At 35.8% G+C, this 26,631-nt stretch carries 25 protein-coding genes and 5 tRNA genes; all 30 read left to right on the forward strand.

Annotated features, from left to right (window positions below; translation table 11 throughout):
* Positions 1-33: 33 nt before the first annotated feature.
* The 30 genes from GQN54_RS10685 (at position 34) to rpoB (ending at position 26,578) form a co-directional block, all read left to right on the forward strand.
* The gene (locus GQN54_RS10685; protein ID WP_160633542.1) at positions 34-291 is read left to right on the forward strand and encodes a Sec-independent protein translocase subunit TatA/TatB; all 258 of its coding nucleotides are present in this window, start codon (positions 34-36) and stop codon (positions 289-291) included.
* Positions 291-1,232, forward strand: a complete 942-nt coding sequence (locus tag GQN54_RS10690; RefSeq protein WP_160633543.1) for a calcium/sodium antiporter — start codon at positions 291-293, stop codon at positions 1,230-1,232. Before GQN54_RS10685 ends, GQN54_RS10690 begins: the two co-directional genes overlap by 1 nt.
* 154 nt (positions 1,233-1,386) lie before the next feature.
* Complete coding sequence (locus tag GQN54_RS10695; RefSeq protein ID WP_160633544.1) at positions 1,387-3,579, forward strand: glutamine synthetase III family protein; 2,193 nt, start codon at positions 1,387-1,389, stop codon at positions 3,577-3,579.
* 130 nt (positions 3,580-3,709) lie between these two features.
* Positions 3,710-5,797, forward strand: coding sequence for an OmpA family protein (locus GQN54_RS10700; RefSeq protein WP_160633545.1), 2,088 nt, complete (start codon positions 3,710-3,712; stop codon positions 5,795-5,797).
* 70 nt (positions 5,798-5,867) lie between these two features.
* Positions 5,868-7,037 carry an AIR synthase related protein gene (locus tag GQN54_RS10705; RefSeq protein ID WP_160633546.1) on the forward strand — a complete coding sequence of 390 codons (1,170 nt, stop codon included), beginning with the start codon at positions 5,868-5,870 and terminating at the stop codon, positions 7,035-7,037.
* A gap of 5 nt (positions 7,038-7,042) precedes the next feature.
* A complete protein-coding gene (gene prfA / locus GQN54_RS10710) occupies positions 7,043-8,128 on the forward strand; it encodes a peptide chain release factor 1 (RefSeq protein WP_160633547.1) in 1,086 nt (361 codons plus the stop codon).
* A gap of 3 nt (positions 8,129-8,131) precedes the next feature.
* Positions 8,132-8,956: an orotidine-5'-phosphate decarboxylase gene (gene pyrF, locus GQN54_RS10715; RefSeq protein WP_160633548.1), complete on the forward strand. Its 825-nt coding sequence runs from the start codon at positions 8,132-8,134 to the stop codon at positions 8,954-8,956.
* 8 nt (positions 8,957-8,964) lie between these two features.
* Entirely contained in the window at positions 8,965-10,236 is a 1,272-nt protein-coding gene (locus GQN54_RS10720) for a DUF2851 family protein (RefSeq protein WP_160633549.1), read from the forward strand.
* 3 nt (positions 10,237-10,239) lie between these two features.
* The gene (locus GQN54_RS15320) at positions 10,240-10,473 is read left to right on the forward strand and encodes a PspC family transcriptional regulator (RefSeq protein ID WP_207554882.1); all 234 of its coding nucleotides are present in this window, start codon (positions 10,240-10,242) and stop codon (positions 10,471-10,473) included.
* Between the two features lie 39 nt (positions 10,474-10,512).
* Complete coding sequence (locus GQN54_RS10725) at positions 10,513-11,421, forward strand: SDR family oxidoreductase (protein WP_160633550.1); 909 nt, start codon at positions 10,513-10,515, stop codon at positions 11,419-11,421.
* 53 nt (positions 11,422-11,474) lie between these two features.
* Complete coding sequence (locus tag GQN54_RS10730) at positions 11,475-13,541, forward strand: amino acid carrier protein (protein ID WP_160633551.1); 2,067 nt, start codon at positions 11,475-11,477, stop codon at positions 13,539-13,541.
* A 44-nt stretch (positions 13,542-13,585) separates the two neighbouring features.
* Positions 13,586-14,545, forward strand: coding sequence for a helix-hairpin-helix domain-containing protein (locus GQN54_RS10735; RefSeq protein WP_160633552.1), 960 nt, complete (start codon positions 13,586-13,588; stop codon positions 14,543-14,545).
* 2 nt (positions 14,546-14,547) lie between these two features.
* A complete protein-coding gene (locus tag GQN54_RS10740; protein ID WP_160633553.1) occupies positions 14,548-15,075 on the forward strand; it encodes an adenine phosphoribosyltransferase in 528 nt (175 codons plus the stop codon).
* Positions 15,076-15,085: 10 nt separating this feature from the next.
* Positions 15,086-16,225, forward strand: coding sequence for an acyl-CoA dehydrogenase family protein (locus GQN54_RS10745; RefSeq protein ID WP_160633554.1), 1,140 nt, complete (start codon positions 15,086-15,088; stop codon positions 16,223-16,225).
* Positions 16,226-16,287: 62 nt separating this feature from the next.
* Positions 16,288-16,479, forward strand: coding sequence for a 30S ribosomal protein S21 (rpsU, locus tag GQN54_RS10750; RefSeq protein ID WP_160633555.1), 192 nt, complete (start codon positions 16,288-16,290; stop codon positions 16,477-16,479).
* Between the two features lie 89 nt (positions 16,480-16,568).
* Positions 16,569-17,447: a tyrosine-type recombinase/integrase gene (locus tag GQN54_RS10755; RefSeq protein WP_160633556.1), complete on the forward strand. Its 879-nt coding sequence runs from the start codon at positions 16,569-16,571 to the stop codon at positions 17,445-17,447.
* 11 nt (positions 17,448-17,458) lie between these two features.
* Positions 17,459-17,761 carry a ribosome hibernation-promoting factor, HPF/YfiA family gene (gene hpf, locus GQN54_RS10760; protein ID WP_160633557.1) on the forward strand — a complete coding sequence of 101 codons (303 nt, stop codon included), beginning with the start codon at positions 17,459-17,461 and terminating at the stop codon, positions 17,759-17,761.
* Between the two features lie 170 nt (positions 17,762-17,931).
* Positions 17,932-18,005 (forward strand) — tRNA-Thr (locus GQN54_RS10765).
* Between the two features lie 31 nt (positions 18,006-18,036).
* Positions 18,037-18,119 (forward strand) — tRNA-Tyr (locus tag GQN54_RS10770).
* Between the two features lie 17 nt (positions 18,120-18,136).
* A tRNA-Gly gene (locus tag GQN54_RS10775) sits at positions 18,137-18,210 on the forward strand.
* A gap of 14 nt (positions 18,211-18,224) precedes the next feature.
* Positions 18,225-18,296 (forward strand) — tRNA-Thr (locus tag GQN54_RS10780).
* A 65-nt stretch (positions 18,297-18,361) separates the two neighbouring features.
* A complete protein-coding gene (tuf, locus tag GQN54_RS10785) occupies positions 18,362-19,549 on the forward strand; it encodes an elongation factor Tu (RefSeq protein WP_160633558.1) in 1,188 nt (395 codons plus the stop codon).
* A gap of 77 nt (positions 19,550-19,626) precedes the next feature.
* A tRNA-Trp gene (locus GQN54_RS10790) sits at positions 19,627-19,699 on the forward strand.
* Between the two features lie 14 nt (positions 19,700-19,713).
* The gene (gene secE, locus GQN54_RS10795; RefSeq protein WP_160633559.1) at positions 19,714-19,905 is read left to right on the forward strand and encodes a preprotein translocase subunit SecE; all 192 of its coding nucleotides are present in this window, start codon (positions 19,714-19,716) and stop codon (positions 19,903-19,905) included.
* A 19-nt stretch (positions 19,906-19,924) separates the two neighbouring features.
* On the forward strand, positions 19,925-20,476 hold the full coding sequence (gene nusG / locus GQN54_RS10800; RefSeq protein ID WP_160633560.1) for a transcription termination/antitermination protein NusG: 552 nt from the start codon (positions 19,925-19,927) through the stop codon (positions 20,474-20,476).
* A 24-nt stretch (positions 20,477-20,500) separates the two neighbouring features.
* Positions 20,501-20,938 (forward strand): 50S ribosomal protein L11, encoded by a 438-nt coding sequence (rplK, locus tag GQN54_RS10805; RefSeq protein WP_160633561.1) that lies wholly within the window; start codon positions 20,501-20,503, stop codon positions 20,936-20,938.
* Positions 20,939-20,966: 28 nt separating this feature from the next.
* Positions 20,967-21,665 (forward strand): 50S ribosomal protein L1, encoded by a 699-nt coding sequence (rplA, locus tag GQN54_RS10810; protein WP_160633562.1) that lies wholly within the window; start codon positions 20,967-20,969, stop codon positions 21,663-21,665.
* 24 nt (positions 21,666-21,689) lie between these two features.
* Entirely contained in the window at positions 21,690-22,211 is a 522-nt protein-coding gene (rplJ, locus tag GQN54_RS10815; protein WP_160633563.1) for a 50S ribosomal protein L10, read from the forward strand.
* 55 nt (positions 22,212-22,266) lie between these two features.
* Complete coding sequence (gene rplL, locus GQN54_RS10820) at positions 22,267-22,644, forward strand: 50S ribosomal protein L7/L12 (protein WP_160633564.1); 378 nt, start codon at positions 22,267-22,269, stop codon at positions 22,642-22,644.
* Between the two features lie 103 nt (positions 22,645-22,747).
* Positions 22,748-26,578, forward strand: a complete 3,831-nt coding sequence (gene rpoB / locus GQN54_RS10825) for a DNA-directed RNA polymerase subunit beta (protein ID WP_235933055.1) — start codon at positions 22,748-22,750, stop codon at positions 26,576-26,578.
* Positions 26,579-26,631: the final 53 nt, after the last annotated feature.

Raw genomic sequence — 26,631 nt, forward strand, 5'->3', positions numbered from 1 at the left:
TTTTTATATAATTTTGTTTCAAATTATCTTAATATGTTGAATTCAATATTGCTTTTTTTCAATATCGGTACTCCCGAGTTATTTGTGATTATCCTCGTAATCATTATGTTTTTTGGATCAAAGAAAATTCCTGAATTGGCCAGAGGTCTTGGGAAAGGAATTCGAGAATTTAAAAATGCAACTTCAGATATACAAGAGGAAATTAGGAAAAGTTCTAAGGTGGTAAATGATGAAATTAATATTACGAAAGATATTAATAGCCAGCCTAGGAAGAATAATTCTAGTAACTGATGTTGTTATCCACTCTTTTTCTCGTCGGTGGTTTTTTACTGTTAATTCTAAGTGGAGACTTCTTAGTTAAAGGGGCTGTTTCATTGGCTTTGAAATTTAAATTGTCTTCTTTGGTTATAGGAATGACAATTGTTTCTTTCGGTACTTCTGCGCCAGAATTGCTTGTAAGTGTAGATGCTGCCTTAAGCGGTTTTCCTGATATTACTGTGGGTGCAATAGTTGGCTCTAATATTTCAAATATTGCCTTAATTTTAGGTCTAACTGCAATAATATTCCCAATAGCAGTTCAAAGAGCAACCATTCGGACGGATTGGCCGATGATGATGTTCTCTACTTTGTTGTTTGTTTCTTTTGTTATTGATGGAGTGTTGTCAGCCATAGAGGGTGTTGTCTTATTTTCTTCTTTAGTGGTTTTCATTACATGGTTGATATACAATAGTAGGAAAAATCATCAGCTACCTGCAATGGCAGAAGAGTTGGATGAGAGTGTGAAGTCGATGCCAATTTGGAAAGCTGTTTTTTTTATAGGTTTAGGAGCGCTAGGACTTGTATTTGGAGCTGATTTGATGTTAGAAGGGGCTGTTGATATTGCACGTAAATTTGAGGTGACTGAACGCGTGATTGGGTTAACAATTGTCGCTTTTGGTACAAGTCTCCCGGAGTTAATAACCTCATGTGTTGCTGCATATAGGAAGGAGGCTGATATTTCAATTGGCAATTTAATTGGTTCAAACATCTTTAATCTATTGGCTATTTTAGGAATTACTGCTATGATTCACCCTATTGATGTCTCCCAAAGTATTATCAATTTTGATAATTATGTTTTAGTCGGTATTTCGGCTCTTATTTTTCCATTAATCTATTTTGGAAAGCAAGTTTCAAGAATGAAAGGTGTTTTTCTTGTTGTGTTTTATGTAATTTATATTTATTCTCTATTCTAGACTCAATTTATAAGGGGTTTTGTAAAATAAACTACACTTTTTTTGAATGGGGAGATAAAAAATGGGAGGGGTGATTGAAAAAAATTGCTTTTTATAGTTGGCGTGTTGATTATCTAATTAAATTTGTTGAATAATTCACCTCAAATTTAATTGTATGTCTACCGTTCGTTTTAAAGCATTAGAGGCTGTTATGTCTCGCGCGCCAAAAGAAGTAAATTACCCATCAGCAAAAGTTTCTGACTACTATGGTGTTCATGTATTTGATAAAGATGCAATGAGCCAATATATGCCAAAAGATATTTATAAGGCAGTAGTAGAGGCAATTGATAAGGGAACAAGAGTTGAGCGTAAAATAACTGATTTAGTAGCATCGTCTATGAAGTCATGGGCAATGGAAAAAGGTTGTACGCACTACACCCACTGGTTTCAACCTTTAACAGGGACAACTGCTGAAAAGCATGATGCTTTTTTTGAACCAATTTGTGATAATAATGTGGTAGAACGTTTTGATGGGAATCAATTGGTTCAACAAGAGCCAGATGCCTCCAGTTTGCCAAATGGGGGGATTAGAAACACCTTCGAAGCCAGAGGTTATACAGCCTGGGATCCTTCTTCTCCTGCTTTTATTATAGGAAAAACACTATGTATACCAACAATATTTATTTCATATACAGGAGAGTCTTTAGATTACAAAATGCCGCTTCTTAAAGCTTTACATGCTGTTGATAAAGCAGCGGTAGATGTCAATCAATACTTTGATAAAAATGTAAACAAAGTAATTGCTACGTTAGGTTGGGAACAAGAATACTTCTTAGTTGACATTGCTTTATTTAATGCACGCCCTGATTTAATTACAACAGGAAGGACTGTTTTTGGTCATTCGCCTGCTAAAGGTCAAGAATTAGAAGATCATTACTTTGGAGCGATTCCAGAGAGGGCTAGTGCGTTTATGCGTGAGTTGGAAATCGAATGTATGCGATTAGGAATTCCCGTAAAAACACGTCACAACGAAGTTGCACCTAATCAATTTGAATGTGCTCCTATCTTTGAGGAGGCTAATTTAGCTGTAGATCACAACCAACTGTTAATGGACATAATGGATCGAGTGGCGCGTAAACACAATTTTAAAGTGTTGTTACATGAGAAGCCTTATGCAGGTGTTAATGGTTCTGGGAAACACAATAACTGGTCTTTAAGTACCAATACTGGTGTGAATTTATTGAGCCCCGGAAGTACCCCAAAATCCAACTTAAGGTTCTTGACTTTCTTTATAAATACGATCAAAGCAGTACACGATAATGCAGACTTGTTGCGTTCTTCAATAGCAACCCCTGGTAATGAACATCGTTTAGGTGCTAATGAAGCTCCACCCGCTATAATTTCTGTTTTTATAGGGTCTCAGTTAACAAAAGTGCTGAATCAATTAGAAGCCAAAGTGAGCGAGAATAAGGCATTGTCAGCAGATGAAAAAACTGAATTAAAATTGAATATTGGTAAAATCCCTCAAATCTTGTTGGATAATACAGATCGAAACAGAACTTCTCCTTTTGCTTTTACCGGTAATAAGTTTGAATTCAGAGCAGTTGGTTCAACGGCGAATTGTGCAAATGCCATGACCATAATCAATACTATTGTTGCTAAACAATTAGTCGATTTTAAAGAAGATGTAGATGCTTTAATATCTAAGGGAGATAAAAAGGATGATGCTATTTTTAAAGTGCTGAGAAGGTATGTTGTGGAGTCTAAGAAAATTAGATTTGAAGGAAATGGATACGGAGAAGAATGGTTGAAAGAGGCTGCTAAAAGAGGATTAAATAATATTAATTCTGCTCCACATGCATTGGATGTAATGAAGGAACAGAAAACTATCGATTTGTTTGCTTCACAAGGGGTGCTTACACATAGAGAATTAGAAGCTAGACACGAAATAGCATTGGATAATTACACAACGGTTATCCGAATTGAATCAAGAGTAATGGGAGATTTGGCAATTAATCATATTATTCCTGTTGCCATACGTTATCAAAATATTCTAATCAATAATGTAAAAGGGCTAAAGACAATATATGACGCTGCCGATTTTAAGAAGAATGCAAAGAATCAATTGGAAATGATAGCAGCTATTTCTAATCATATTCAAATTATATCTGAGAACGCTGAGAAAATGCGTGTAGAACGAAAGAGAATTAACAATTTGGAGTCTGCCGAAGAAAGAGCTAAAGAGTATAGTTTGAAGGTGAAACCTTTCTTTGATATCATAAGAAAAAGTGTCGATAAATTAGAATTGACAATAGATGATGAGATGTGGCCTTTGCCAAAATACAGAGAATTGCTTTATACTAAATAGTATTGGAATTTAATCATGTACCGCTATTGAGCGGACATGATTGATTTTACTTTAATAAACTTCATTGTATCATTAAAAAGATTTGTTTATTTTAGCACCCGTTGTGTAAAAAAAACCTTAATTCACCTCTATGAACTATAACAAATTAGTAGGTCTATTTTTCTTTGCTTTTATTTTCTCCCTGAATATTAGCGCTCAAAAGAATTTTTTGGAAGAAGCAGATCATGCCCTGTACAAAGAAGGGAAGTATTTTGATGCTATCGAAATGTATAAGAAAGCTTACACCAAAGAGAAGGGTAGAGATGTTAAAGCTGAAATCATATTTAAAATTGCAGAGTCATATCGATTAAGTGACCAAGCAGAGCAAGCTGAAGTTTGGTATGATAAGGCTATTTTGGCGCGTTATAACAACCCATTATCGTATCTTCATTTGGGTGAGATGAAAATGCTCAACGGGAAGTATGATGAAGCTATTGTGCAATTTAAAAAGTATATCGCCGAGGTTCCTGAAGATCCAAGAGGAGAGCAAGGTGTGAAGTCAGCACAAGATGCACAGAAATGGAAAGATCAACCTACAAAGTATGTGGTAGAGCCTATGAGTTTACTGAACTCTGAAGGATATGATTTTTCTCCAACTTTTGCAGATAAAAATAACGAAGAAATTATCTTTACTTCATTAAGAGAAGGTGCTACAGGTTCAGGCGTTTCGGCTGTTACTGGTCAGAGCTTTGCCGATTTATATGTTTCATCTGTTGATAGAAAAGGGAAGTGGAGTGAGCCTAAGTTAGTAGAAGGTATTAACACCGAAAGTGAAGAAGGATCAGCGGTAATGAATCAACGTAGAAATACAATCTATTTTACTAGATGTATGGTTGATAAAAAGGGATATTTCGGATGTAAGATTTATCAGGCGAAAAAGATGGGTAATGCATTTGGTCAGGAAGAAGCTATTGCCATTGGTAATGACAGCACCACGATTGGTCATCCAGCATTATCTAGCGATGATAAAACATTGATTTTTGCTGCAGATTTAGAAGGTGGTTATGGTGGTAAGGATTTGTGGTATACTACTTTGATATCTAGATCTAAAGGGTGGTCGGAGCCAATTAATTTAGGCTCAGACATCAATACCAAGGGCGACGAAATGTTTCCATACATTAAGGAAGATGGAACACTTTATTTCGCTTCTGATGGCTTGCCTGGAATGGGTGGATTGGATATATTTAGTGCAGAGTCTTTAGGAGAAAATAAATGGGGGAATCCACAAAATATGAAATCTCCAATAAATTCAAATGCGAATGACTTTGGAATCATTTTTAATGGAAATCAAAATAGAGGATACTTTACAACTAGTCGTCAAGGAGGTAAAGGGGAGGATGATATTTGGTCATTTTCTGAACCACCATTATTCTTTAAGTTGAACGGGTTAGTAAAAAATCTTGAAACAGGAGAGCCATTGGTTGCCGCTACTGTTACTTTAATTGGAACTGATGGAACAACCGCAGAAGCAGAAACTGATGCTGCTGGTACCTTTGAGTTTGCAGATAATGCTGGAGATCCTTACATCAAGCCAAATACTTCCTACTCGATTTCTGTAACAAAACCGGGGTTTTTAAAGGCGAAAGGTAATGAGACAACAGTTGATATCGAAGAAAGTAAGCAGTTCTCTCACTTATACGAATTGCAGCCAATTACTAAAGACCCAATTAAGCTTCCTGAGATTTTATATGAATTCAATAAAACGACTTTGACTCAACAAGCGAAAGATTCATTAAATTACTTGTATGGAATTTTAGTAGATAACCCTAATATCGTTATTGAATTAAAAGCAAATACAGATAGTAGAGGTAGTGGTCCGTATAACTTAAAACTATCTCAAGGTCGAGCAGAGTCTGCTGTAAATTATTTGGTAAGCCTTGGTATTGCAGAGGATAGAATGGTTCCTAAAGGATATGGTGAAAATGCTCTATTGATCACAGATGCTGAGATTAATGCAATGGCAACCGAGGAAGAGCGTGAAGCAGCTCATCAATTGAATAGAAGAACGGAATTCTCTATCTTAAGAACAGATTATATACCTAAGAATAGTGCTCCTACTCCGAAAATGGATCAGGGAACACCTCAAGATGAAGTTCCTACTGAGGAATCAACCCCAACAGAGGAAAACGGGTCTACTAATGAACAAAAAGAAGATACTGCTCCTGAAGGAGAGGAGTAGCGCAAAATAAATTATGATACTAAACGTCCCTTTCGTCTTTTTCGAAGGGGATGTTTTTTTATTTTAACACATGAGTAATAAAGAAAGATACGCACAGAGAGGTGTTTCCGCATCCAAAGAGGATGTGCACAATGCCATTAAGAATGTAGATAAAGGATTGTTTCCACAGGCATTCTGTAAGATAGTCCCTGATACTTTAACTGGAAGTGATGATCATTGTATTGTGATGCACGCAGATGGCGCAGGTACGAAATCTTCGTTGGCTTATGCTTACTGGAAAGAGACTGGTGATGTAGCAGTTTGGAGAGGAATCGCACAAGATGCCATTATCATGAACACTGATGATTTATTGTGCGTGGGAGCAGTAGATAATATATTAGTTTCATCTACGATTGGTAGAAATAAAAACTTAGTGCCAGGTGAAGTAATCTCTGCTATCATAAATGGAACTGAGGAAGTTTTGGCAGATTTAAGAAGTCAAGGAATTGGGATATATTCTACCGGTGGAGAAACCGCAGATGTAGGGGATTTGGTTCGAACTATTATTGTCGATTCTACAGTGACATGCAGAATGAAAAAAGCGGATGTAATCTCAAATCATAATATCAAATCAGGCAATGTAATAGTTGGATTGGCTTCTTTTGGTCAGGCTACTTATGAGACAGAGTATAATGGAGGGATGGGAAGTAATGGTTTAACTAGTGCTCGTCATGATGTCTTTGGTAGTGCGATTAAAGAAAAGTATCCTGAAACTTATGATGCTGCAATTCCCGATGATTTAACTTATTCTGGAAAATATGCTTTAACAGATCGTCTGGAAGGTGTTTCTATTGATATAGGTAAGTTGGTATTGTCACCAACAAGAACATATGCGCCAATTATTAAACAAATTCTAGAGAAGTATAAAGGAAAGATTGATGGAATGGTTCACTGCAGTGGTGGAGCCCAAACAAAAGTGCTTCACTTTGTGGATAATGTTCATGTCATAAAAGATAACCTTTTTGAGGTTCCCCCTTTATTTAAATTGATAAAAGAGCAATCGGGAACAGATTGGAGTGAAATGTATAAGGTCTTTAACATGGGACATCGAATGGAATTGTACGTTGATGAGTCTATTGCTCAGGATATTATTAATATTTCTCAATCTTTTAATGTGGAAGCGAAAATTGTAGGAAGAGTTGAGCAGTGTGATCAAAGGAAACTGACGATTAAGAGTGAATTTGGTGAATTTATTTATTAAGAACTATGAGTAATCTATTACAAAAGCTACAATCCATTAAAGAGCGTTGGGACGAAGTAGCACAGTTGATCGTTGATCCTGAAATTATTTCAGATATGGATCGTTATGTTAAACTGAATAAGGAGTATAAAGATCTTGAGGTTTTTGTAGTAACGTATGAAGAATACAAAAACGTTTTAGAAAATATTGTTTCCTCTAAAGATATTTTGGCCAAAGAAAAAGATGAAGAGTTTCGTGAAATGGCAAAAATGGAACTGGATGAGTTAATAGAAAAGAGAGATGAATTAGAGGAGAAAATTAAATACATGTTGATACCAAAAGATCCGGAAGATTCGAAGGATGTTATAGTAGAGATTCGTGGTGGAACAGGAGGTGATGAAGCAGCTATTTTTGCTGGAGATCTTTTCAATATGTATACTCGATTTGTACAATCTAAAGGGTGGAAATATGAAGTGCTATCAATGAATGAAGGAACTTCAGGTGGTTTTAAGGAGGTGTCATTTAGTGTAAGTGGTGATGATATCTACGGAACGTTAAAATATGAATCCGGGGTTCACCGCGTACAACGAGTGCCGCAAACAGAGACACAAGGTAGAGTGCATACTTCTGCAGCTACAGTAGCTGTTCTTCCAGAAGCAGATGAAGTCGATATTAAATTAAATATGTCAGATGTAAAGAAAGATACCTTTAGGTCGTCTGGGGCTGGTGGGCAACACGTTAATAAAACGGAATCTGCAGTTCGGTTAACACACATACCCACTAATACAGTAGTAGAATGTCAAGAGGGGAGAAGTCAGATCAAGAACTACGAAAAGGCCTTGACGGTATTAAGATCTAGGTTGTATGAAAAGGAATTAGCTATTAAGAATGCAGAGAGGGCAGAGCATCGTAAAACTTTAGTTTCTTCTGGTGATCGTTCTGCAAAAATAAGAACCTACAACTACCCTCAAGGTAGAGTAACTGACCATAGAATTAATTTGACGGTATATAATTTAGATGCAATTATTAATGGTGGCGCTTTAGATGAAATAAGTGATGCATTAAAAATGGCGGAGAATACTGAAAAGATGAAGGAAGGATCAATTGAATAAGACATGAATAGACAAGAACTAGTTGCCCATATCAAAGCAAAGAAAAGTTTCCTATGCGTAGGGTTAGATACAGATATTGAAAAAATTCCCAATCACTTAAAGGAAACAGAAGATCCTATATATGAATTCAATAAAGCAATTATTGATGCTACTAAGGATTATTGTGTAGCTTATAAACCCAATATTGCCTTTTATGAAAGTTTGGGTAGTAAAGGCTGGTCGAGCTTAGAAAAGACATTGAATTATATACCAAAGGATATTTTCACGATTGCAGATGCCAAACGAGGAGATATTGGAAATACTTCAAAGTTATATGCTCGTGCTTTTTTTGAGCAAATGGATTTTGATTCAATAACAGTAGCTCCATATATGGGGAGTGATTCAGTTTTACCTTTTTTATCATACGAAAATAAGTTTGTTATTTTATTGGCATTGACTTCCAATGAAGGAGCGTTAGATTTTCAGTTTATGACATCTAATTCTACTGGACTGAAACTATATGAAAAAGTAATTGAAAAGGCGAGTACTTGGGGAAATCCAGAGAACTTAATGTTTGTCGTTGGTGCCACTCGCCCAGAGATGTTGAAGAATATACGAAAGTTGGCTCCTGATAATTTTCTGCTAGTTCCTGGTGTAGGTGCTCAAGGCGGTAGTTTAGAAGGAGTGGCCATGAATGGTATGAATAAAGACTGTGGACTATTGGTTAATTCTAGTAGAGGGGTTATTTATGCCGATCAATCAGAAAGCTTTGCAACTGTAGCTGGTGAAAAAGCAAAAGAGCTTCAACAAGAAATGGAAGGTTACTTAAAGAAATTTGGAGTAATTTAAAGCAAAAAATGAAAGAAGACTTTCTACATTATATCTGGAAATTTCAAAATTTCAATACAGTAGAACTGGTTGGAACAAAAGGCGAACAGATTACAGTAAAGTCGATAGGAGTGCACAACCAAGATGCAGGTCCTGATTTTTTAAACGCTAGATTAGTAATTGATGACAGAGATTGGGCTGGTAATGTGGAGGTCCACATTAATTCCTCTGACTGGTATGCGCATAAGCACGACCTAGATAAGGATTATGAAAGTGTTATACTCCATGTGGTTTACAAATATGACAAGCCGGTATTTCTAAGGGATGGTTCTGAAATTCCAGTTTTAGAGCTTAAATCATTAATTCCTGAGGTAGTCGTTTCAAATTATGATCGGTTGATGTTAGAGACTGATTGGTTATCCTGTAGAAATAGTCTCTCTAATATAGATTCATTTACTTTAAAAAATTGGTTAGATCGTTTGCTCATTGAAAGGTTAGAAGCTAAGGTGAGCCCCATTAATCAAACATTGTCGCAACTAAATGGGGACTGGGAAAGTGTATTTTATATCTGGTTGGCAAAATATTTTGGTTTTAAAGTGAATAGTGAACCATTTTACCAATTAGCTATTAATGTGCCTTTTCAATTATATTCTAAGTATGAACAACAATTTCAAATCGAAGCGCTGCTTTTTGGGCAAGCTGGGCTTTTAAATAAGAATTTTGTTGATGAATATCCAAATCGATTAAAAACAGAATACAATTTTTTGAAATCAAAACATAGACTTTTTGAACTCAATGGCAGTAGTTGGAAATTTTTAAGGTTACGACCTGCTAATTTTCCTACGATTCGGTTGTCTCAGTTTGCTAGTTTAGTTTTTCGACATAAAAAAATGTTTGCGTTGATATTAAAGACAAGCACTATTAATGAGATGATAGAATTGTTTGACACTCGAGCAAATGAATATTGGGAGAATCATTTTCTATTTGATAAACCTTCCAAACAGAACAAATACACTAATCTAGGGATTTCAGGTAAAAGAATTTTAATCATTAATGCAGTGGTGCCAGTAATGTTTGCTTACGGGAAGAAAATAGGAGATGATCAAATTATCGAACGAGCCGTCCGTTTTCTAGAAGAATTGCGTTCTGAGGATAATACAATAATTTCACACTTCAAGTCATTTGGAATTGATTCCAAAAATGCTTTTACTTCACAATCATTAATCCAATTGAGTGTTGCCTATTGTAAAAATAAAAATTGCTTAAATTGTGCTATCGGAAATAAAATAATTAGAAGTTGATTCATGAAGAAGAGGATTCAAGAAATATTTGAAAGAAATGCATTTGGGGTATGCGAATGGTGGGGCGAAAAACTTGGAATTAAAATTCAAAGGATTCGTTTATTCTTTATTTATTTTTCCTTTATTTCAGTAGGATTGTCTTTTTTGATATACCTATCAATGGCATTTATTTTGGAACACAAGGAGCTTTTTAAGCATGTTTTTTCTAAGAAAAGAACCAATATTTGGGACTTATAATAACAATTATTTGTAGTAAAAAATATAAAATAGATTTCATTGAAAAGAATACTTATTACAGGAAGTAATGGCCTGCTTGGTCAAAAGCTGATCAAGAACTTAATAACCCTTAGAGAGGAGAATTACGATGTATTAGCCACTTCTCAAGGAGAAAATAGAATGTCTGACAGAAAAGGATATAATTATCAATCGTTGGATATAACTAATGTTAATGACGTTGAAGCGGTATTTGATAGTTTTCAACCTGATGTCGTTATTAACACCGCAGCAATGACTAATGTTGATGTTTGTGAAACCGAAAAGGAAAAGTGTCGACAATTGAATGTGGAAGCTGTGATGCACCTGATAAATGCCTCAAGAAAGCACAATTCGCACTTGATTCATTTATCAACAGATTTTGTTTTTGATGGAAAGAGTGGACCATACCGTGAAACAGATAAACCCAACCCACTTAGTTTTTATGGACAAAGTAAATTTGACTCAGAACGACTGTTGGAGGAAAGCAATATTAAATGGAGTATAGTTAGAACAATCATAGTATACGGTGTAGCGGAGTCTATGAGTAGAAATAATATTGTACTATGGGCCAAACAAGCATTAGAAAAAGGAGATCCTTTGAGTATAGTAAATGACCAATTCCGGTCTCCAACTTTGGCAGAAGATCTAGCGGAAGGATGTTTGTTAATTGCAGACAAAGAGAAAGAAGGAGTTTTTCATTTGTCAGGTAAGGATCAAATGAGCATTGTTGAGTTAGTAAAAAGAGTTGCTAACTATTTTCATTTGAATACTATATCTATTAAAGAGGTGAGTTCAAGCACCCTTAGCCAAGCTGCTAAAAGACCACCTAAGACTGGATTTATTTTAGATAAAGCAATTTCAGAATTAGGGTATAACCCTCACTCTTTTGAGGAAGGATTGCAAATACTCGAGAACCAATTGCAAGCATAAAAAAAACAATATATTTGTTAAGTTACCTAAACAAAAATCTCAAATCTTTATACATGTTTAAATACACCAATTATTTATTAGCTTTTTTATTCATTAGTGCAAACGTATCGGCCTCTGAGTTTAAAGCGACAGTTACAACAGACAATCCATCACCTGAAATAAACGATGGGGAAGCAAGAGTAAAAGTCAATGGTGGTGTTCCTCCTTACACTTATAAATGGAATAAACAAGATGTAAAATTATCGTCTGATTTTGCTAACGGACTTACTGAAGGTGAAGAGTTTGCTGTAATTGTAAGAGATTCATTAGGTTCAGAAATTAGGTTGTCAGGGGTAGTAGAAACCAAATCTGGGCCCGAGGCTATCAATTCATTTGTTAAACCTATCGTAGGTTATATGAGTGATTTTTTATTTTGGGATCCTTTTTCTGCGATAGGTATTTATGACCCTGTAGTATATGCAGAATTAAAGAATGTAAAGGCTCCTGGATGGTCAAATCCTGAGGTTACAAAAATAATATTGAAGGAATGGAAAATTGAAGAAGGTAGTCAAGTAAAAAAGGGAGATTTGATTGCAATTGTAACGCAAGATAATGTCAAGGATATTGAGGTTTATGCCAATGCTCAAGGCAAATTGAAACACAATACCGCTGAAGGTAAAACTATTTTTGATTCTAACAACATAAACGATATAATTCAAGTAGGGGCTGAAAATATGGCCTCCATTGTATATGATACTCATCAACCCGTATTGCACCCAAATGGAGATATTCAGAAAAAGGGAATACCCTTTATAGTGGTTTGGTTGGTTCTTGGAGCAATTTTCTTCACTATTAGAATGCGTTTTATTAATGCAATGGGATTGCCCCATGCAATGCAGTTAATAAAGGGAAAGTTTGACAATCCAGATGATGAAGGCCAAGTTAGTCATTTTCAAGCATTGACAACTGCGTTGTCAGGTACCGTAGGTCTGGGAAATATAGCAGGGGTAGCAGTCGCAATTAGCTTAGGAGGACCTGGTGCAACATTTTGGATGATAGTTGCAGGACTAATTGGTATGGCAAGTAAATTCACAGAATGTACACTGGGGGTAAAGTATAGAGTTGTAGGTAAGGATGGTGATGTATCAGGAGGGCCAATGTATTACTTGAGTGAAGGGCTTAAGCGTAAGGGCTTAGGAGGATTAGGTAAAGTGTTGGCAGTATTGTTTGCAATACTTTGTATTGGAGGTTCCTTCGGAGGAGGTAACATGTTTCAGGCTAATCAGGCTTTTGCCCAATTGTCAGGTGAATTTCCTATCCTAGAAGGAATGGGTATTTGGTTCGGAATCATCTTAGCACTTTTGGTAGGAATCGTAATAATTGGTGGTATCAAAAGTATCGCAAAGGTTACTGATAAGATTGTGCCTTTTATGACTGGAATTTATGTGCTTTTTGCTCTAATAATAATAGGTATTAATTTCGCCAATGTAGGTGATGTATTTTATGAGATATATGAAGGTGCATTTAATTCTCCTGCAATTAAAGGAGGAGTAATTGGAGTCTTAATTGTAGGATTTCAAAGAGCAGCTTTTTCTAATGAAGCAGGTGTAGGGTCCGCTTCAATTGCCCACTCTGCTTCCAAAACTAATGAACCTGTAAGTGAAGGTGTGGTTGCATTATTGGAACCGTTTGTAGATACGGTATTGGTTTGCACCATGACAGCATTAGTGTTGGTATTTACAGGATATGCAGACGGAACTTCCGGGTTAGAGGGATCTGAATTGACGTCTGCAGCGTTTGGTTCTGTCTTTCCATGGTTTTCATTAGTTTTAGTAATTGCGATTTTTCTATTTGCTTTTTCCACCATGATTTCATGGTCTTATTATGGACTAAAAGCGTGGACCTACTTATTTGGAAAAAGCAAAACAGCAGAAAATACTTACAAGTTAATCTTTCTAATTTTTATTGTTATTGGTTCTTCAGTTGGACTTGGTGCGGTTCTCGACTTTTCAGATTTAATGATTCTTGGTATGGCATTCCCAAACATTCTAGGTCTGTTGATTTTGTCTAAAGAAGTTAGAACTGATATGATTTCCTATTTCCAGCGAATTAAATCTGGAGAAATTAAAAAGTTCAAATAGTTCGGTTTTTAAAAATCAGTATATTAGAGGTGTAAAATGCCTCTATGAGAAAACAAGTTCGAGACTTTTTAACATTTACAAAATTAGAAAAAGAAGGTGTTTTCGTTTTCTTGCTGCTCATTTTATTCATTTGTGGGCTTATCTATACTATGGATTGGATAAACTGGAAGGCCAATCCGAATTCAGAAAAGTTAAAGTCGGAATTTGAGAGAGTTAAACATTTGTTTGACTCGGTACAGGCTACGAAACCTACCTCATCTACAGTATATCAGGATTTTAAGAGAATTGATAAAGACAATCAATTAATAGATATGGTGGACGATACCATTTCATTCGCTCCGTTTGATCCTAACCACTTTTCATTAGAAATTGGAGCTTCAATTGGTTTGACTGAAAATCAATCAAATTCAATTTTAAAATATTTAAATAAGGGTGGGCAATTTAAAATCAAAAGTGACTTCAAGAAAATGTACGTAATTTCTGATGAAAAATATAAATCATTAGAGCCGTTTATTATGTTGCCTGAAAATTTTCCGGCGAAGGATAAAATTAAATTCGAACAGTCCACAAAAGTGAAGTCTACTTCTCCCCAAATTAATGAGCCTTATATAGCGGATATTAATAGTGCTGATTCTGCGGCGTTAAGAAAAGTAAAAGGAATTGGTGGATATTATGCCAAATCGATCGTAGCTTATCGTGAGAAACTTGGAGGTTATGTACAATTGGAACAATTGATGGAAATATATGGAATGGATGAAGAGCGGTATTTAGCATTACAACCTTTCTTAAAGATTACAAATCCAAAACCATTTCGAAAGATAAATGTTAATACCATAACCAAGGAAGAGTTAAAACTTCACCCTTATTTTGATTGGAACTTAACCAGGTCTTTGATCAATTACAGAGACAATCATGGTAAGTTTAGGAACATTCAGGACTTAAATAAACTTCAGTTGATAGACACTAATATATATCGTAAAATTGCACCTTATTTAACTTTATAAGCATGTTAGAAGATAAAATTAAAGGAACAATTCGTGATGTGATCGACTTTCCAAAACAAGGGATAGTTTTTAAAGATATTACCCCAATTTTGGAGAATCCTGAACTAACTTCAGAAATTACAAAGGCTTTTGTAAGTAAAAGTGAAGTTTTGAAGCCCGATGCAATTATAGGTATAGAAAGTCGTGGTTTTTTCTGGGGGTTACTAATCGCTCAAGCGATGGATATTCCATTTATTCCTGTTAGAAAAAAAGGGAAATTGCCATATAAAACCATTTCTTACAAATATGATTTAGAATATGGTTCAGCAGAGATTGAAATGCATGAAGATGCCTTATCTAAAGGTATGAACGTAATAGTTCATGATGATTTGTTAGCGACAGGAGGTACTGCAATGGCTGCAGCACAGCTAGTAAAGTCCCAAGGAGCTAATGTTGTAGGATTTTCATTTTTAGTGAATCTAACATTTTTAGATGGAGAGCAAAAGATTGCACCATTTTCTAATAATATAATCAGTTTAGTCAATTATTAAAAAGTATATAATGGATTTTAATTACAATGAAAATCAGAAAATGATTGCGGATATGATTCGTGACTTTGCTGATGCAAACATTCGTCCTGATGTGATGAAGTGGGATGAGAGCCAAGAGTTCCCGATTCATATTTTTAAAGAACTTGGTAAATTAGGACTGATGGGAGTTTTAGTGCCTACTGAATATGGGGGCTCTGGATTTACATACGACGAATACGTAACAGTGATTTCTGAGATTGCAAAAGTGTGTGGTTCTATCGGTTTGTCTGTCGCAGCTCACAACTCCTTGTGCACAGGTCATATTTTAACATTTGGAAACGAAGAGCAAAAGAAAAATTATTTGCCCAAATTAGCGACGGCTGAATATATTGGAGGGTGGGCATTGACTGAACCCAATACAGGTTCCGATGCTATGCGAATGAAATGTACCGCAGTTGAAGACGGAGATGACTACATTATAAATGGAACAAAGTGTTGGATAACCCATGGTAAAAGTTCCGATGTTGTAGTTGTAATAGCCAGAACCGGGGAACTCTTAGATTCACATGGAATGACAACTTTTATCGTAGAACGTTCTAATCCTGGTTTAAAAGCAGGAAAGAAGGAAGATAAATTAGGAATGAGAGCTTCTGAAACTGCTGAAGTTATTTTTGATAACTGTCGGGTTCCTAAGTCAGCCATATTAGGTAATGTGGGTGATGGTTTTATTCAAGCAATGAAAATTTTAGATGGAGGTCGTATTTCAATAGCTGCATTAGGTTTAGGAATTGCTAAAGGAGCTTATGAGGCATCAGTTAAATATGCGAAGGAGAGAGAGCAGTTCGGGAAGCCCATTTCAGAATTTCAGGCGATTGCATTCAAAATTGCTGATATGGCAACTGAAATTGAAGCTGCCGAATTAATGATTTACCATTCCGCAGATTTGAAGAATCGTGGTGAAAAAATGACAAAAGAATCAGCAATCGCTAAATATTATTCTTCAGAAATAGCAGTTAAAATTTCAACTGATGCAATTCAGATTTTTGGAGGGTATGGCTACACAAAAGAATTCCCGGTAGAAAAATACTATAGAGATTCTAAACTTTGTACAATAGGTGAAGGAACCTCAGAGATTCAAAAATTAGTTATTTCAAGAGAAATTTTAAAGTAGTTGTTTTTATATTAAAAAATAGCTACTTTTGTCGCCCAATTAAATTTAAAAAAGGATTTACGATGATTATAGTTCCCGTAAAAGAAGGAGAAAACATTGAAAGAGCGCTTAAGAAGTTCAAGAAGAAATTCGACAAAACTGGCGTTGTTAAAGAATTAAGAGAGCGTCAGCAATTTGACAAGCCTTCTGTAATAAATAGACAGCAAAAATTGAAAGCTATCTATAAGCAGCATTTGCAGCAAGAAGAAGCTTAGTAATAAGCATCTTTAATAATATATCTGAAGAGATATAATTTTCTGTGGCTAAGTCTTAACTTAGTGCAGAAAATTGTATCTCTTTTTTTATGCTCAAAAAATTTATTGATTTCCTCCGAAACGAAAAACGCTGCTCCGAGAATACCATATTAGCGTATCAGAATGACCTTGTTCAATTTTCAGAATTCTTAGAAGAGCAGTATTCTATAAAATTAGAAGAAGAGGAGATTTTTTCAGACCATATTCGTTCGTGGATGGTTTTTATGGTAGACTCTGGAATTTCTTCACGTACTATCAATAGGAAGATGACTACTCTAAAGTCATACTTTAAGTTTTTGCTTCAAAAAAAAATAGTAAACGCCAATCCTACTTATAAAATAAGAAGTCTTAAGAATCATAGGAAATTGCCTCAGTTTGTTTCAGAAAAGGAAATGTTTCAATTATTCGAATCTTATTTTGTAGAGGATTCCTACGAATGTTCAAGAGATCGGATAATCTTAGAGTTGTTTTATGCTACAGGTATTCGGTTGTCGGAATTGATAAATCTGAAGTTTAGAGATATAGATTATAGTAAGGGTGTTATGAAAGTGCTAGGTAAAAGGAATAAAGAGCGATTTGTGCCACTTTATACGGAGTTACTTCAACGACTATCTGCTCTTCAGATGCTCAATCAAGAACTGGTCAGTAATGCTGATTTTGTATTTTTAACAAAAAAAGGAACTAAAATATACTCTAGACTTGTATATAGAATCGTTAATACCTACCTTAGTCAAGCTAGTAATAGCGAAAAGAGAAGTCCTCACGTTCTTCGACATACTTTTGCTACACACCTTTTAAATAATGGTGCTGAATTGAATACCATAAAAGAGTTGTTGGGGCATACTAGCTTAGCTGCAACGCAAGTATACACCCACAATTCAATTGAAAAATTAAAAATGATATATCAACAAGCTCATCCTAGAGCATAAAATTTAATAGTATGGATGTAAAATTGAATGTAAGATCAGTGCATTTTGATGCAGATCAGAAATTAATAGACTTTATTCAGGAGAAAATTAACAAGCTAAGTCAGTACTTTGACAAGATTATTGATGCAGATGTCTATTTAAAGTTAGAAAATGTATCAAATCTTGAGAATAAAACTGTAGAAATTCGTGTGAATATACCAGGGAATGACTTATTTGCGAAAAAGACTTCAAAATCTTTTGAAGAGTCTACAGATGAAGTGACTGAAGCATTAAGAAGGCAAATAAAACGTCATAAGGAGAAGGTTAGAGGGTAGAAATTACTGACCAAAATCATTGAAAAATAGTGCAATTTTAATTGCACTATTTTTTTTGTTTAAAAAAAATGGAAAAATGTTTTTTCAATAAATAAATCTTTTTTACATTTGCAGACCTTTTTGAAGGGGATGTTAGAAACGCCTCGATTAAAGGATTGAAATTTTGAAAAGCCGGTGTAGCTCAGTTGGCCAGAGCAGCTGATTTGTAATCAGCGGGTCGTGGGTTCGAATCCCTCCACTGGCTCTCGTTTTTTGAATATTGAAGATTAAGTGTTGGGGGGATACTCAAGCGGCCAACGAGGACAGACTGTAAATCTGTTGGTGTACACCTTCGCAGGTTCGAATCCTGCTCCCCCCACAAAAAAACGATTAAAAGCGGGAGTAGCTCAGCTGGCTAGAGCATCAGCCTTCCAAGCTGAGGGTCGCGGGTTCGAATCCCGTTTCCCGCTCTTTTAATTCTTTAGCCGATGTAGCTCAGGGGTAGAGCGTTTCCTTGGTAAGGAAGAGGTCAGGGGTTCAATTCCCCTCATTGGCTCGAGTTTGGGAAGTTTTTTAAGTAAGTAATAAATAAAAGTTAATAATCTAAACAAGCAATAAGTCATGGCTAAAGAAACATTTGATAGATCCAAGCCGCACGTAAACATCGGTACTATTGGTCACGTTGACCACGGTAAAACCACTTTGACTGCTGCAATTACTGCAGTATTGGCAAAGAAGGGTTTTTCTGCCGCTAGAGATTTTGCATCTATCGACAACGCTCCTGAAGAAAAAGAAAGAGGTATTACAATTAACTCTTCACACGTAGAATATCAAACTGCAAACAGACACTACGCTCACGTAGATTGTCCTGGTCACGCGGATTACGTTAAGAACATGGTAACTGGTGCTGCTCAGATGGATGGTGCTATTTTGGTAGTTGCTGCTACTGATGGTCCAATGCCACAAACTAGAGAGCACATTCTTCTTGCACGTCAGGTTGGAGTACCATCTATCGTTGTTTTTATGAACAAAGCGGATATGGTTGATGATCCTGAATTGTTAGAATTAGTTGAGATGGAAGTTAGAGACTTATTAAGCTTTTACGAGTTTGATGGTGATAACACTCCAATCATTATTGGTTCTGCATTAGGAGGTCTTAATGGAGAAGCTCAGTGGGAAGATAAAATTATGGAGTTAATGGATGCAGTTGATTCATTTATTCCAATTCCTCCACGTGAAGTTGATAAGCCATTTATTTTGCCAGTTGAAGATGTGTTCTCAATTACTGGTAGAGGTACTGTAGCGACAGGTAGAATCGAAACTGGAGTTATTAACTCAGGTGATGAGGTTGTAATTATCGGTATGGGTGCTGAAAACAAAAAATCAACTGTTACAGGTGTTGAGATGTTTAGAAAAATTCTTGACAGAGGTGAAGCAGGTGATAACGTAGGTTTGTTATTGAGAGGTATTGAAAAGTCTGATATCAAGAGAGGTATGGTAATTGCTCGTCCGGGTACTATTACTCCTCACACTGAGTTTAAAGCAGAGGTTTATATCTTGAAGAAAGAAGAAGGTGGACGTCACACTCCATTCCATAATAAGTACCGTCCTCAGTTTTATGTTAGAACAACTGATGTAACTGGAGAGATCTTTTTAGAAGATGGTAGAGAAATGGTAATGCCTGGTGATAACGTTACTATTACTGTAAAATTAATTGCTCCTGTAGCTTTGAATAAAGGTTTAAGATTTGCAATTAGAGAAGGTGGTAGAACTGTTGGTGCAGGTCAGGTTACTGAGATTTTAGTTTAATCACTGAATTAGATTTATATCAAGAAAGGTGTCTCGCAAAAGCGTGATACCTTTCTTGACTTTATAATAATAGACCTACGGGTGTAGCTCAATTGGTAGAGTAGTGGTCTCCAAAACCATTGGCTGGGAGTTCGAGTCTCTCCACCCGTGCAAAAATAAAAGAAATGTCAAAAATTAGAACATATATCGAAGAGTCTGCGGATGAGCTTTTTAATAAAGTTTCATGGCCAACTTGGAGTGAACTTCAGAGTAGTGCTCTTGTGGTGATGGTTGCAGCTGTAATTATTTCACTTTTGATTTTTGCAATGGACTCTACTTTCAGTACGATGATGGAGTTCATTTATCAGATGTTTTAATTTATTGGAGGGATAGAAGATGAGTGAGACTACTAAAAAGTGGTACGTTGTAAGAGCCGTAAGTGGTAAAGAAAAGAAGGTTAAGTTGTACATAGAAGACGAGATCTCAAGGTTAGGATTGTCAGATTATGTAACCCAAGTACTTATTCCGACTGAGAAAATATACCAGATACGTAAAGGAAAAAAGATAAGTAAGGAAAGGAGTTTCTTTCCTGGATATATCTTAATCGAAGCAGATTTAGTGGGTGAGGTTCCTCACGTTATTAAAAATGTAAACAATGTTATTGGTTTTTTAGGAGCTGAAAAGGGAGGAGATCCTGTTCCTTTAAGAATGGCTGAAGTAAATAGAATATTAGGAAAAGTTGATGAGCTTGCAGAAAGCGAAGAAGAGTTGAATATTCCATTTATTGTTGGAGAATCTATCAAAGTTATTGATGGACCTTTTAATGGCTTCAATGGAACAATTGAAGAAATTAATGAAGAGAAGAAAAAGCTGAAAGTAATGGTGAAAATATTCGGAAGGAAGCAACCATTAGAACTAAGCTTTCTTCAAGTAGAAAAAGAATCTTAATAGTATACAATAAAGAAGACTAAGATGGCAAAAGAAGTAAGTGGTTTAATTAAGCTACAGATTAAAGGAGGGGCAGCAAATCCATCTCCACCCGTAGGTCCTGCATTAGGAGCTAAAGGAGTTAATATTATGGAGTTTTGTAAGCAGTTTAATGCTCGAACTCAGGATAAAGCTGGAAGAATTGTTCCTGCTGTAATTACGGTTTATGCTGATAAATCTTTTGATTTTGTAATCAAAACTGCACCAGCTCCGATTCAATTGTTGGATGCTGCAAAAGTTAAATCAGGGTCACCTGAACCAAATAGAAAGAAAGTTGCTTCTGTTACTTGGGATCAAGTAAGAGCAATTGCAGAAGATAAAATGGAAGATTTAAATGCTTTCAAAATTGAATCTGCAATGTCGATGGTAGCCGGTACTGCAAGAAGTATGGGTTTAACAGTGAAGGGTACTAAACCTTTCTAATTAAGTTAAGAAAAGAAAAGTTTTAAAAATGGCAACATTAACAAAAAATAGAAAAGCAGTTGAAGCTAAGTTAGATAAGAATAAAATGTATTCTTTGAAGGAAGCTTCTCAGCTAGTTAAAGAAATTACTTTTACAAAATTTGATTCTTCAGTAGATATCGATTTGCGTTTAGGAGTTGATCCTAGAAAAGCTAATCAGATGGTTAGAGGAACAGTATCTTTACCTCATGGTATTGGAAAAACGGTAAAAGTTTTGGCACTAGTTTCTGCTGATAAGGAAGAGGAAGCTAAGGCTGCTGGTGCTGACTACGTTGGTTTAGACGAGTATATTGAAAAAATCAAAGGTGGATGGACTGATATTGATGTTATTATTACTATGCCAAGCGTTATGGGTAAAGTAGGTGCTTTGGGTCGTGTATTAGGACCTAGAGGTTTGATGCCAAACCCTAAGTCAGGTACAGTAACAATGGATGTTGCTAAAGCAGTAACTGAGGTAAAAGCAGGAAAAATTGACTTTAAAGTAGATAAGTATGGTATTATCCACACTACTATTGGTCGTATTTCTTTTGATGAAAAGCAATTAGCTGAGAATGCAAGAGAATTTATTCAGACTGTAGTGAAGTTGAAGCCTGCTGCTTCTAAAGGGGTATATCTAAAAGGAGTCGCTATTTCTAGTACTATGAGTCCTGGAATACATGTGGATCCAAAAAGATTTATAGAAGATTAATACAAATAATTCAACCGAAAGGCGATGACTAAAGAAGAAAAAAATAACATAGTTAATGAGCTTTCAGATAAACTGAATCAAGCGAGTGTATTTTATTTAGCCGATGTTGCTGAATTGGATGCAATAAGTTCATCAAAGCTTAGAAGATTATGTTTTAACAAACAAGTATCTCTTCAAGTTGTGAAAAATACCCTTCTTAGGAAGGCATTAGAGCAAGCTGATGGAGAATACGAAGAGCTATATGCTGTGTTAAAAGGAAATACTTCGATTATGTTCGCAGAAACTGGAAATGTTCCTGCAAAATTGATCAAAGATTTTAGAAAGAAAGGTACTAAACCAGCATTGAAAGGTGCTTTTATTGACTCTGCAATTTACATTGGAGACAATCAATTAGATGCATTGATTAATATCAAGTCTAAGGAAGAAGTTATTGCAGATGTTATTGCTTTACTTCAATCTCCAGCGAAGAATGTTTTATCTGCACTTCAGTCAGGTGGAGCTACTATCGCAGGACTTGTAAAAACATTAGGTGATAGACCTGAATAGTATTGTACGCACTCAATCCAAATAATAAAAATTTAAAATAATAAAAAGTAGTAAAATGGCGGATTTAAAAGCACTTGCTGAAGAGTTGGTAAACTTAACAGTAAAAGACGTAAATGAGTTAGCAGGTATTCTTAAAGATGAGTACGGAATTGAGCCAGCTGCAGCAGCAGTTGCAGTAGCAGGTCCAGCAGGCGGAGACGCAGGTGATGCAGCAGAGGAGAAATCAGAGTTTGATGTAATCTTGAAAGCAGCAGGTGGATCTAAGTTAGCAGTAGTTAAATTGGTTAAGGAATTAACTGGTTTAGGTTTGAAAGAAGCTAAAGAATTAGTTGATGGAGCACCAAAAGCTGTTAAAGAAGGTGTATCTAAAGACGAAGCTGAGTCATTAAAAACTTCATTAGAAGAGGCAGGAGCAGAAGTTGAGCTTAAGTAATATTAGTTCAACAATATAATATTTAAGGTTTAGACCCAGCTGTATAGTTGGGTCTAAACCCTTTTGTCGTTTATATCTATTATTAACTAATCATTTCTCCAAAATGATGAATCCAGCAGTCTCTAATAAAAAGCAAGGAAGGATAAGTTTTGCTTCCATCAAAAATAAATTAGAATATCCTGATTTCTTAGATATCCAATTGAAATCTTTTAAAGATTTCTTTCAATTGGAAACTAATCCTGAGAATAGAGAGGAAGAGGGTCTATTTAAGGTATTCAGTGAGAATTTCCCTATAACGGATGCAAGAAATCAATTCGTATTAGAATTCCTTGATTATTTTGTTGATCCACCCCGTTACACTATTGAAGAGTGTATCGAAAGAGGATTGACTTATAGTGTGCCTTTAAAAGCCAAGCTTAAATTATATTGTACAGATCCTGAACACGAAGATTTTGAAACAATTGTTCAGGATGTATACTTGGGAACTATCCCCTATATGACACCAAAGGGTACTTTTTGTATCAATGGTGCTGAACGTGTTATTGTTTCTCAATTGCATCGTTCACCTGGTGTTTTCTTCGGTCAAAGTCGCCATGCGAATGGGACTAAATTATACTCTGCTAGAGTAATTCCGTTCAAAGGTTCTTGGATCGAATTTGCGACTGACATCAACAACGTGATGTACGCATATATTGATAGAAAAAAGAAATTACCTGTAACCACATTGTTAAGAGCTATTGGTTACGAGTTTGACAAAGACATTTTAGATATTTTCAACCTAGCTGACGAAATTAAAGTTAGTAAAGCCGGATTGAAAAAAGTATTAGGTAGAAAATTAGCCGCAAGAGTTTTAAAAACTTGGGTAGAAGATTTTGTGGATGAGGATACAGGAGAGGTTGTTTCTATCGAAAGAAATGAAGTAATTATTGATCGTGAAACGGTATTGGACAAAGAACACATCGATGCTATCGTTGATTCTGGTGCAAAGACTATCATCTTACACAAAGAGGATGTAAATTCTACAGATTTTGCGATCATCTACAATACATTACAAAAAGATCCATCTAACTCAGAAAAAGAAGCAGTAGAGCATATCTACAGACAACTTCGTAACTCTGAGCCGCCAGATGAAGAAACAGCAAGAGGGGTAATTGATAAGTTGTTTTTCTCTGAAAATCGTTATGATTTAGGTGAAGTTGGTCGTTACAGAATCAATAAGAAGTTGAACTTGAATATTGATTCCGAAGTAAAAATATTAACGAGAGAGGATATTATTTCCATCATTAAGTACTTAATTGAGTTGATCAATTCTAAGGCTGATGTGGATGATATTGATCACTTAAGCAACAGACGTGTAAGAACAGTTGGTGAGCAATTGTACAGCCAGTTTGGTGTTGGTCTTGCAAGAATGGCAAGAACAATCAGAGAGCGAATGAACGTTAGAGATAACGAAGTATTTACTCCTGCCGATTTGATTAATGCAAAGACTCTATCTTCTGTAATTAATTCTTTCTTTGGAACGAATCAATTATCTCAATTTATGGATCAAACGAATCCACTAGCTGAGATTACTCATAAGAGAAGAATGTCTGCACTTGGACCTGGTGGTCTTTCAAGAGAAAGAGCAGGATTTGAGGTTCGAGATGTACACTACACGCATTACGGAAGATTGTGTCCGATTGAAACACCTGAAGGTCCAAACATTGGTTTGATTTCTTCTTTGTGTGTTTATGCAAAAGTTAACAGATTAGGATTTATTGAGACTCCTTACCGAAAGGTAGAGAACAGTAAAGTAGATTTGGATCCGGACAATGTGATTTACTTGAGTGCAGAGGAAGAAGATGCTCAAACTATTGCTCAAGCTAATGCTCAAATTGACGAAAAGGGTTCGTTCTTGACAGAGCGAGTTAAATCTCGTTTAGAGGGTGACTTCCCAGTAGTTGAGCCAAGTGAATTATCACTAATGGACGTATCTCCTAACCAGATTGCTTCTATCGCAGCATCTTTGATTCCGTTTTTGGAGCATGATGATGCAAACAGAGCTTTGATGGGGTCTAACATGCAACGTCAAGCAGTACCTTTGATGCAACCACAAGCACCTATTGTTGGAACCGGTTTAGAAGAGCGTATTGCTATTGACTCTAGGGTATTAATTAATGCAGAAGGTGATGGGACTGTTGAGTATGTCGATGCGCGTACTATCTCTATCAAATATGACAGAACTGAAGAAGATAAGCTGGTTAGCTTTAATGAAGATATAAAAACTTATAGTTTAATCAAATATCAAAAAACGAATCAGAGTACGACCATCAGCTTAAGACCAATCGTAAGAAAGGGAGAGAAAGTTAAAAAGGGTCAAGTATTATGTGAAGGATATGCTACTGAGGGTGGAGAACTAGCTTTAGGTAGAAACTTGAAAGTGGCATTTATGCCATGGAAGGGTTATAACTTTGAGGATGCGATTGTGATTTCTGAGAAAGTAGTACGTGAAGATGTATTTACTTCAGTTCATATTGAAGAATTCGTTTTAGAAGTAAGAGATACTAAGAGGGGATTAGAGGAGTTGACTGCTGATATTCCAAACGTAAGTGAGGAAGCAACGAAAGATTTGGACGAAAATGGTTTGATCAGAGTTGGAGCTGAAGTTAAGGAAGGAGATATCCTAATTGGTAAGATTACACCGAAAGGAGAAACCGATCCAACCCCTGAAGAGAAGTTATTAAGAGCTATTTTTGGAGATAAAGCCGGTGATGTAAAAGATGCGTCATTGAAAGTATCTCCTTCGGTTAAGGGTGTTGTTATCGATAAAAAATTGTTTGAAAGAGCAATTAAAGATCGTAAGGCAAGATCTGAAGAGAAAGTAGTTCTAGAAAAGTTAGATATCGAAATGGAAAAAGAGTTAATGGCTCTTAAGGACAGATTGATTGAAAAACTTTACTCAATTGTAAATGGTAAAACGTCACAAGGAGTTTTTGACTTTTATAAGGAGGAGAAAATTGCTAAGGGAACGAAATTTACTCAAAAGATTTTGGCAGGAATCGATGATTTTGGTCACATAGATCCAAATAATTGGACTACTCAAGATGAGTTAAATGTTTTGATTAAGAGATTGCTTCATAATCATAACTTAAAAGCAACTGAGATTCAAGGATTGTATAAGCGTAAAAAGTATGCCATTACAATTGGAGACGAGTTACCTACTGGTATCGTGAAATTAGCGAAAGTATATCTTGCAAAGAAACGGAAGTTGAAAGTAGGAGATAAAATGGCTGGACGACATGGTAACAAAGGTATCGTAGCCAAAATCGTAAGGGCAGAAGATATGCCATTCCTAGAGGATGGTACTCCAGTAGATATTGTATTGAACCCGCTTGGTGTACCTTCACGTATGAACTTAGGTCAGATATACGAAACTGTTTTAGGATGGGCAGGTGAAAAATTAGGTTTGAAATTTTCAACTCCAATTTTTGACGGTGCTACTTTAGACCAAATCAATGAGTATACAGATCAGGCTGGAATTCCTAGAAACGGTAGAACTTATCTTCACGATGGAGGTACAGGGGAACGTTTCCACCAACCAGCAACTGTAGGTATTATTTATATGTTGAAGTTAGGTCACATGGTTGACGATAAAATGCACGCAAGATCCATCGGACCATATTCATTGATTACACAGCAACCATTGGGTGGTAAAGCCCAGTTTGGAGGCCAGCGTTTTGGTGAAATGGAGGTTTGGGCTCTTGAAGCATTTGGAGCAGCAAATATCTTACAGGAAATTTTGACCATTAAATCTGATGATGTAATGGGAAGAGCAAAAGCTTACGAAGCAATTGTTAAAGGCGAGGCTATGCCAACTCCAGGAATTCCGGAGTCGTTTAACGTATTGTTACATGAATTAAGAGGATTAGGATTGAACATCACTTTGGGAGAGTAATCTCTCAAAGTGGAGTTCTCCACTTTTTAATTTTTGTAAGCTTATTAATGTAT

This window comes from Acidiluteibacter ferrifornacis, assembly GCF_009909615.1.
Lineage (GTDB): Bacteria > Bacteroidota > Bacteroidia > Flavobacteriales_E > Vicingaceae > Acidiluteibacter > Acidiluteibacter ferrifornacis.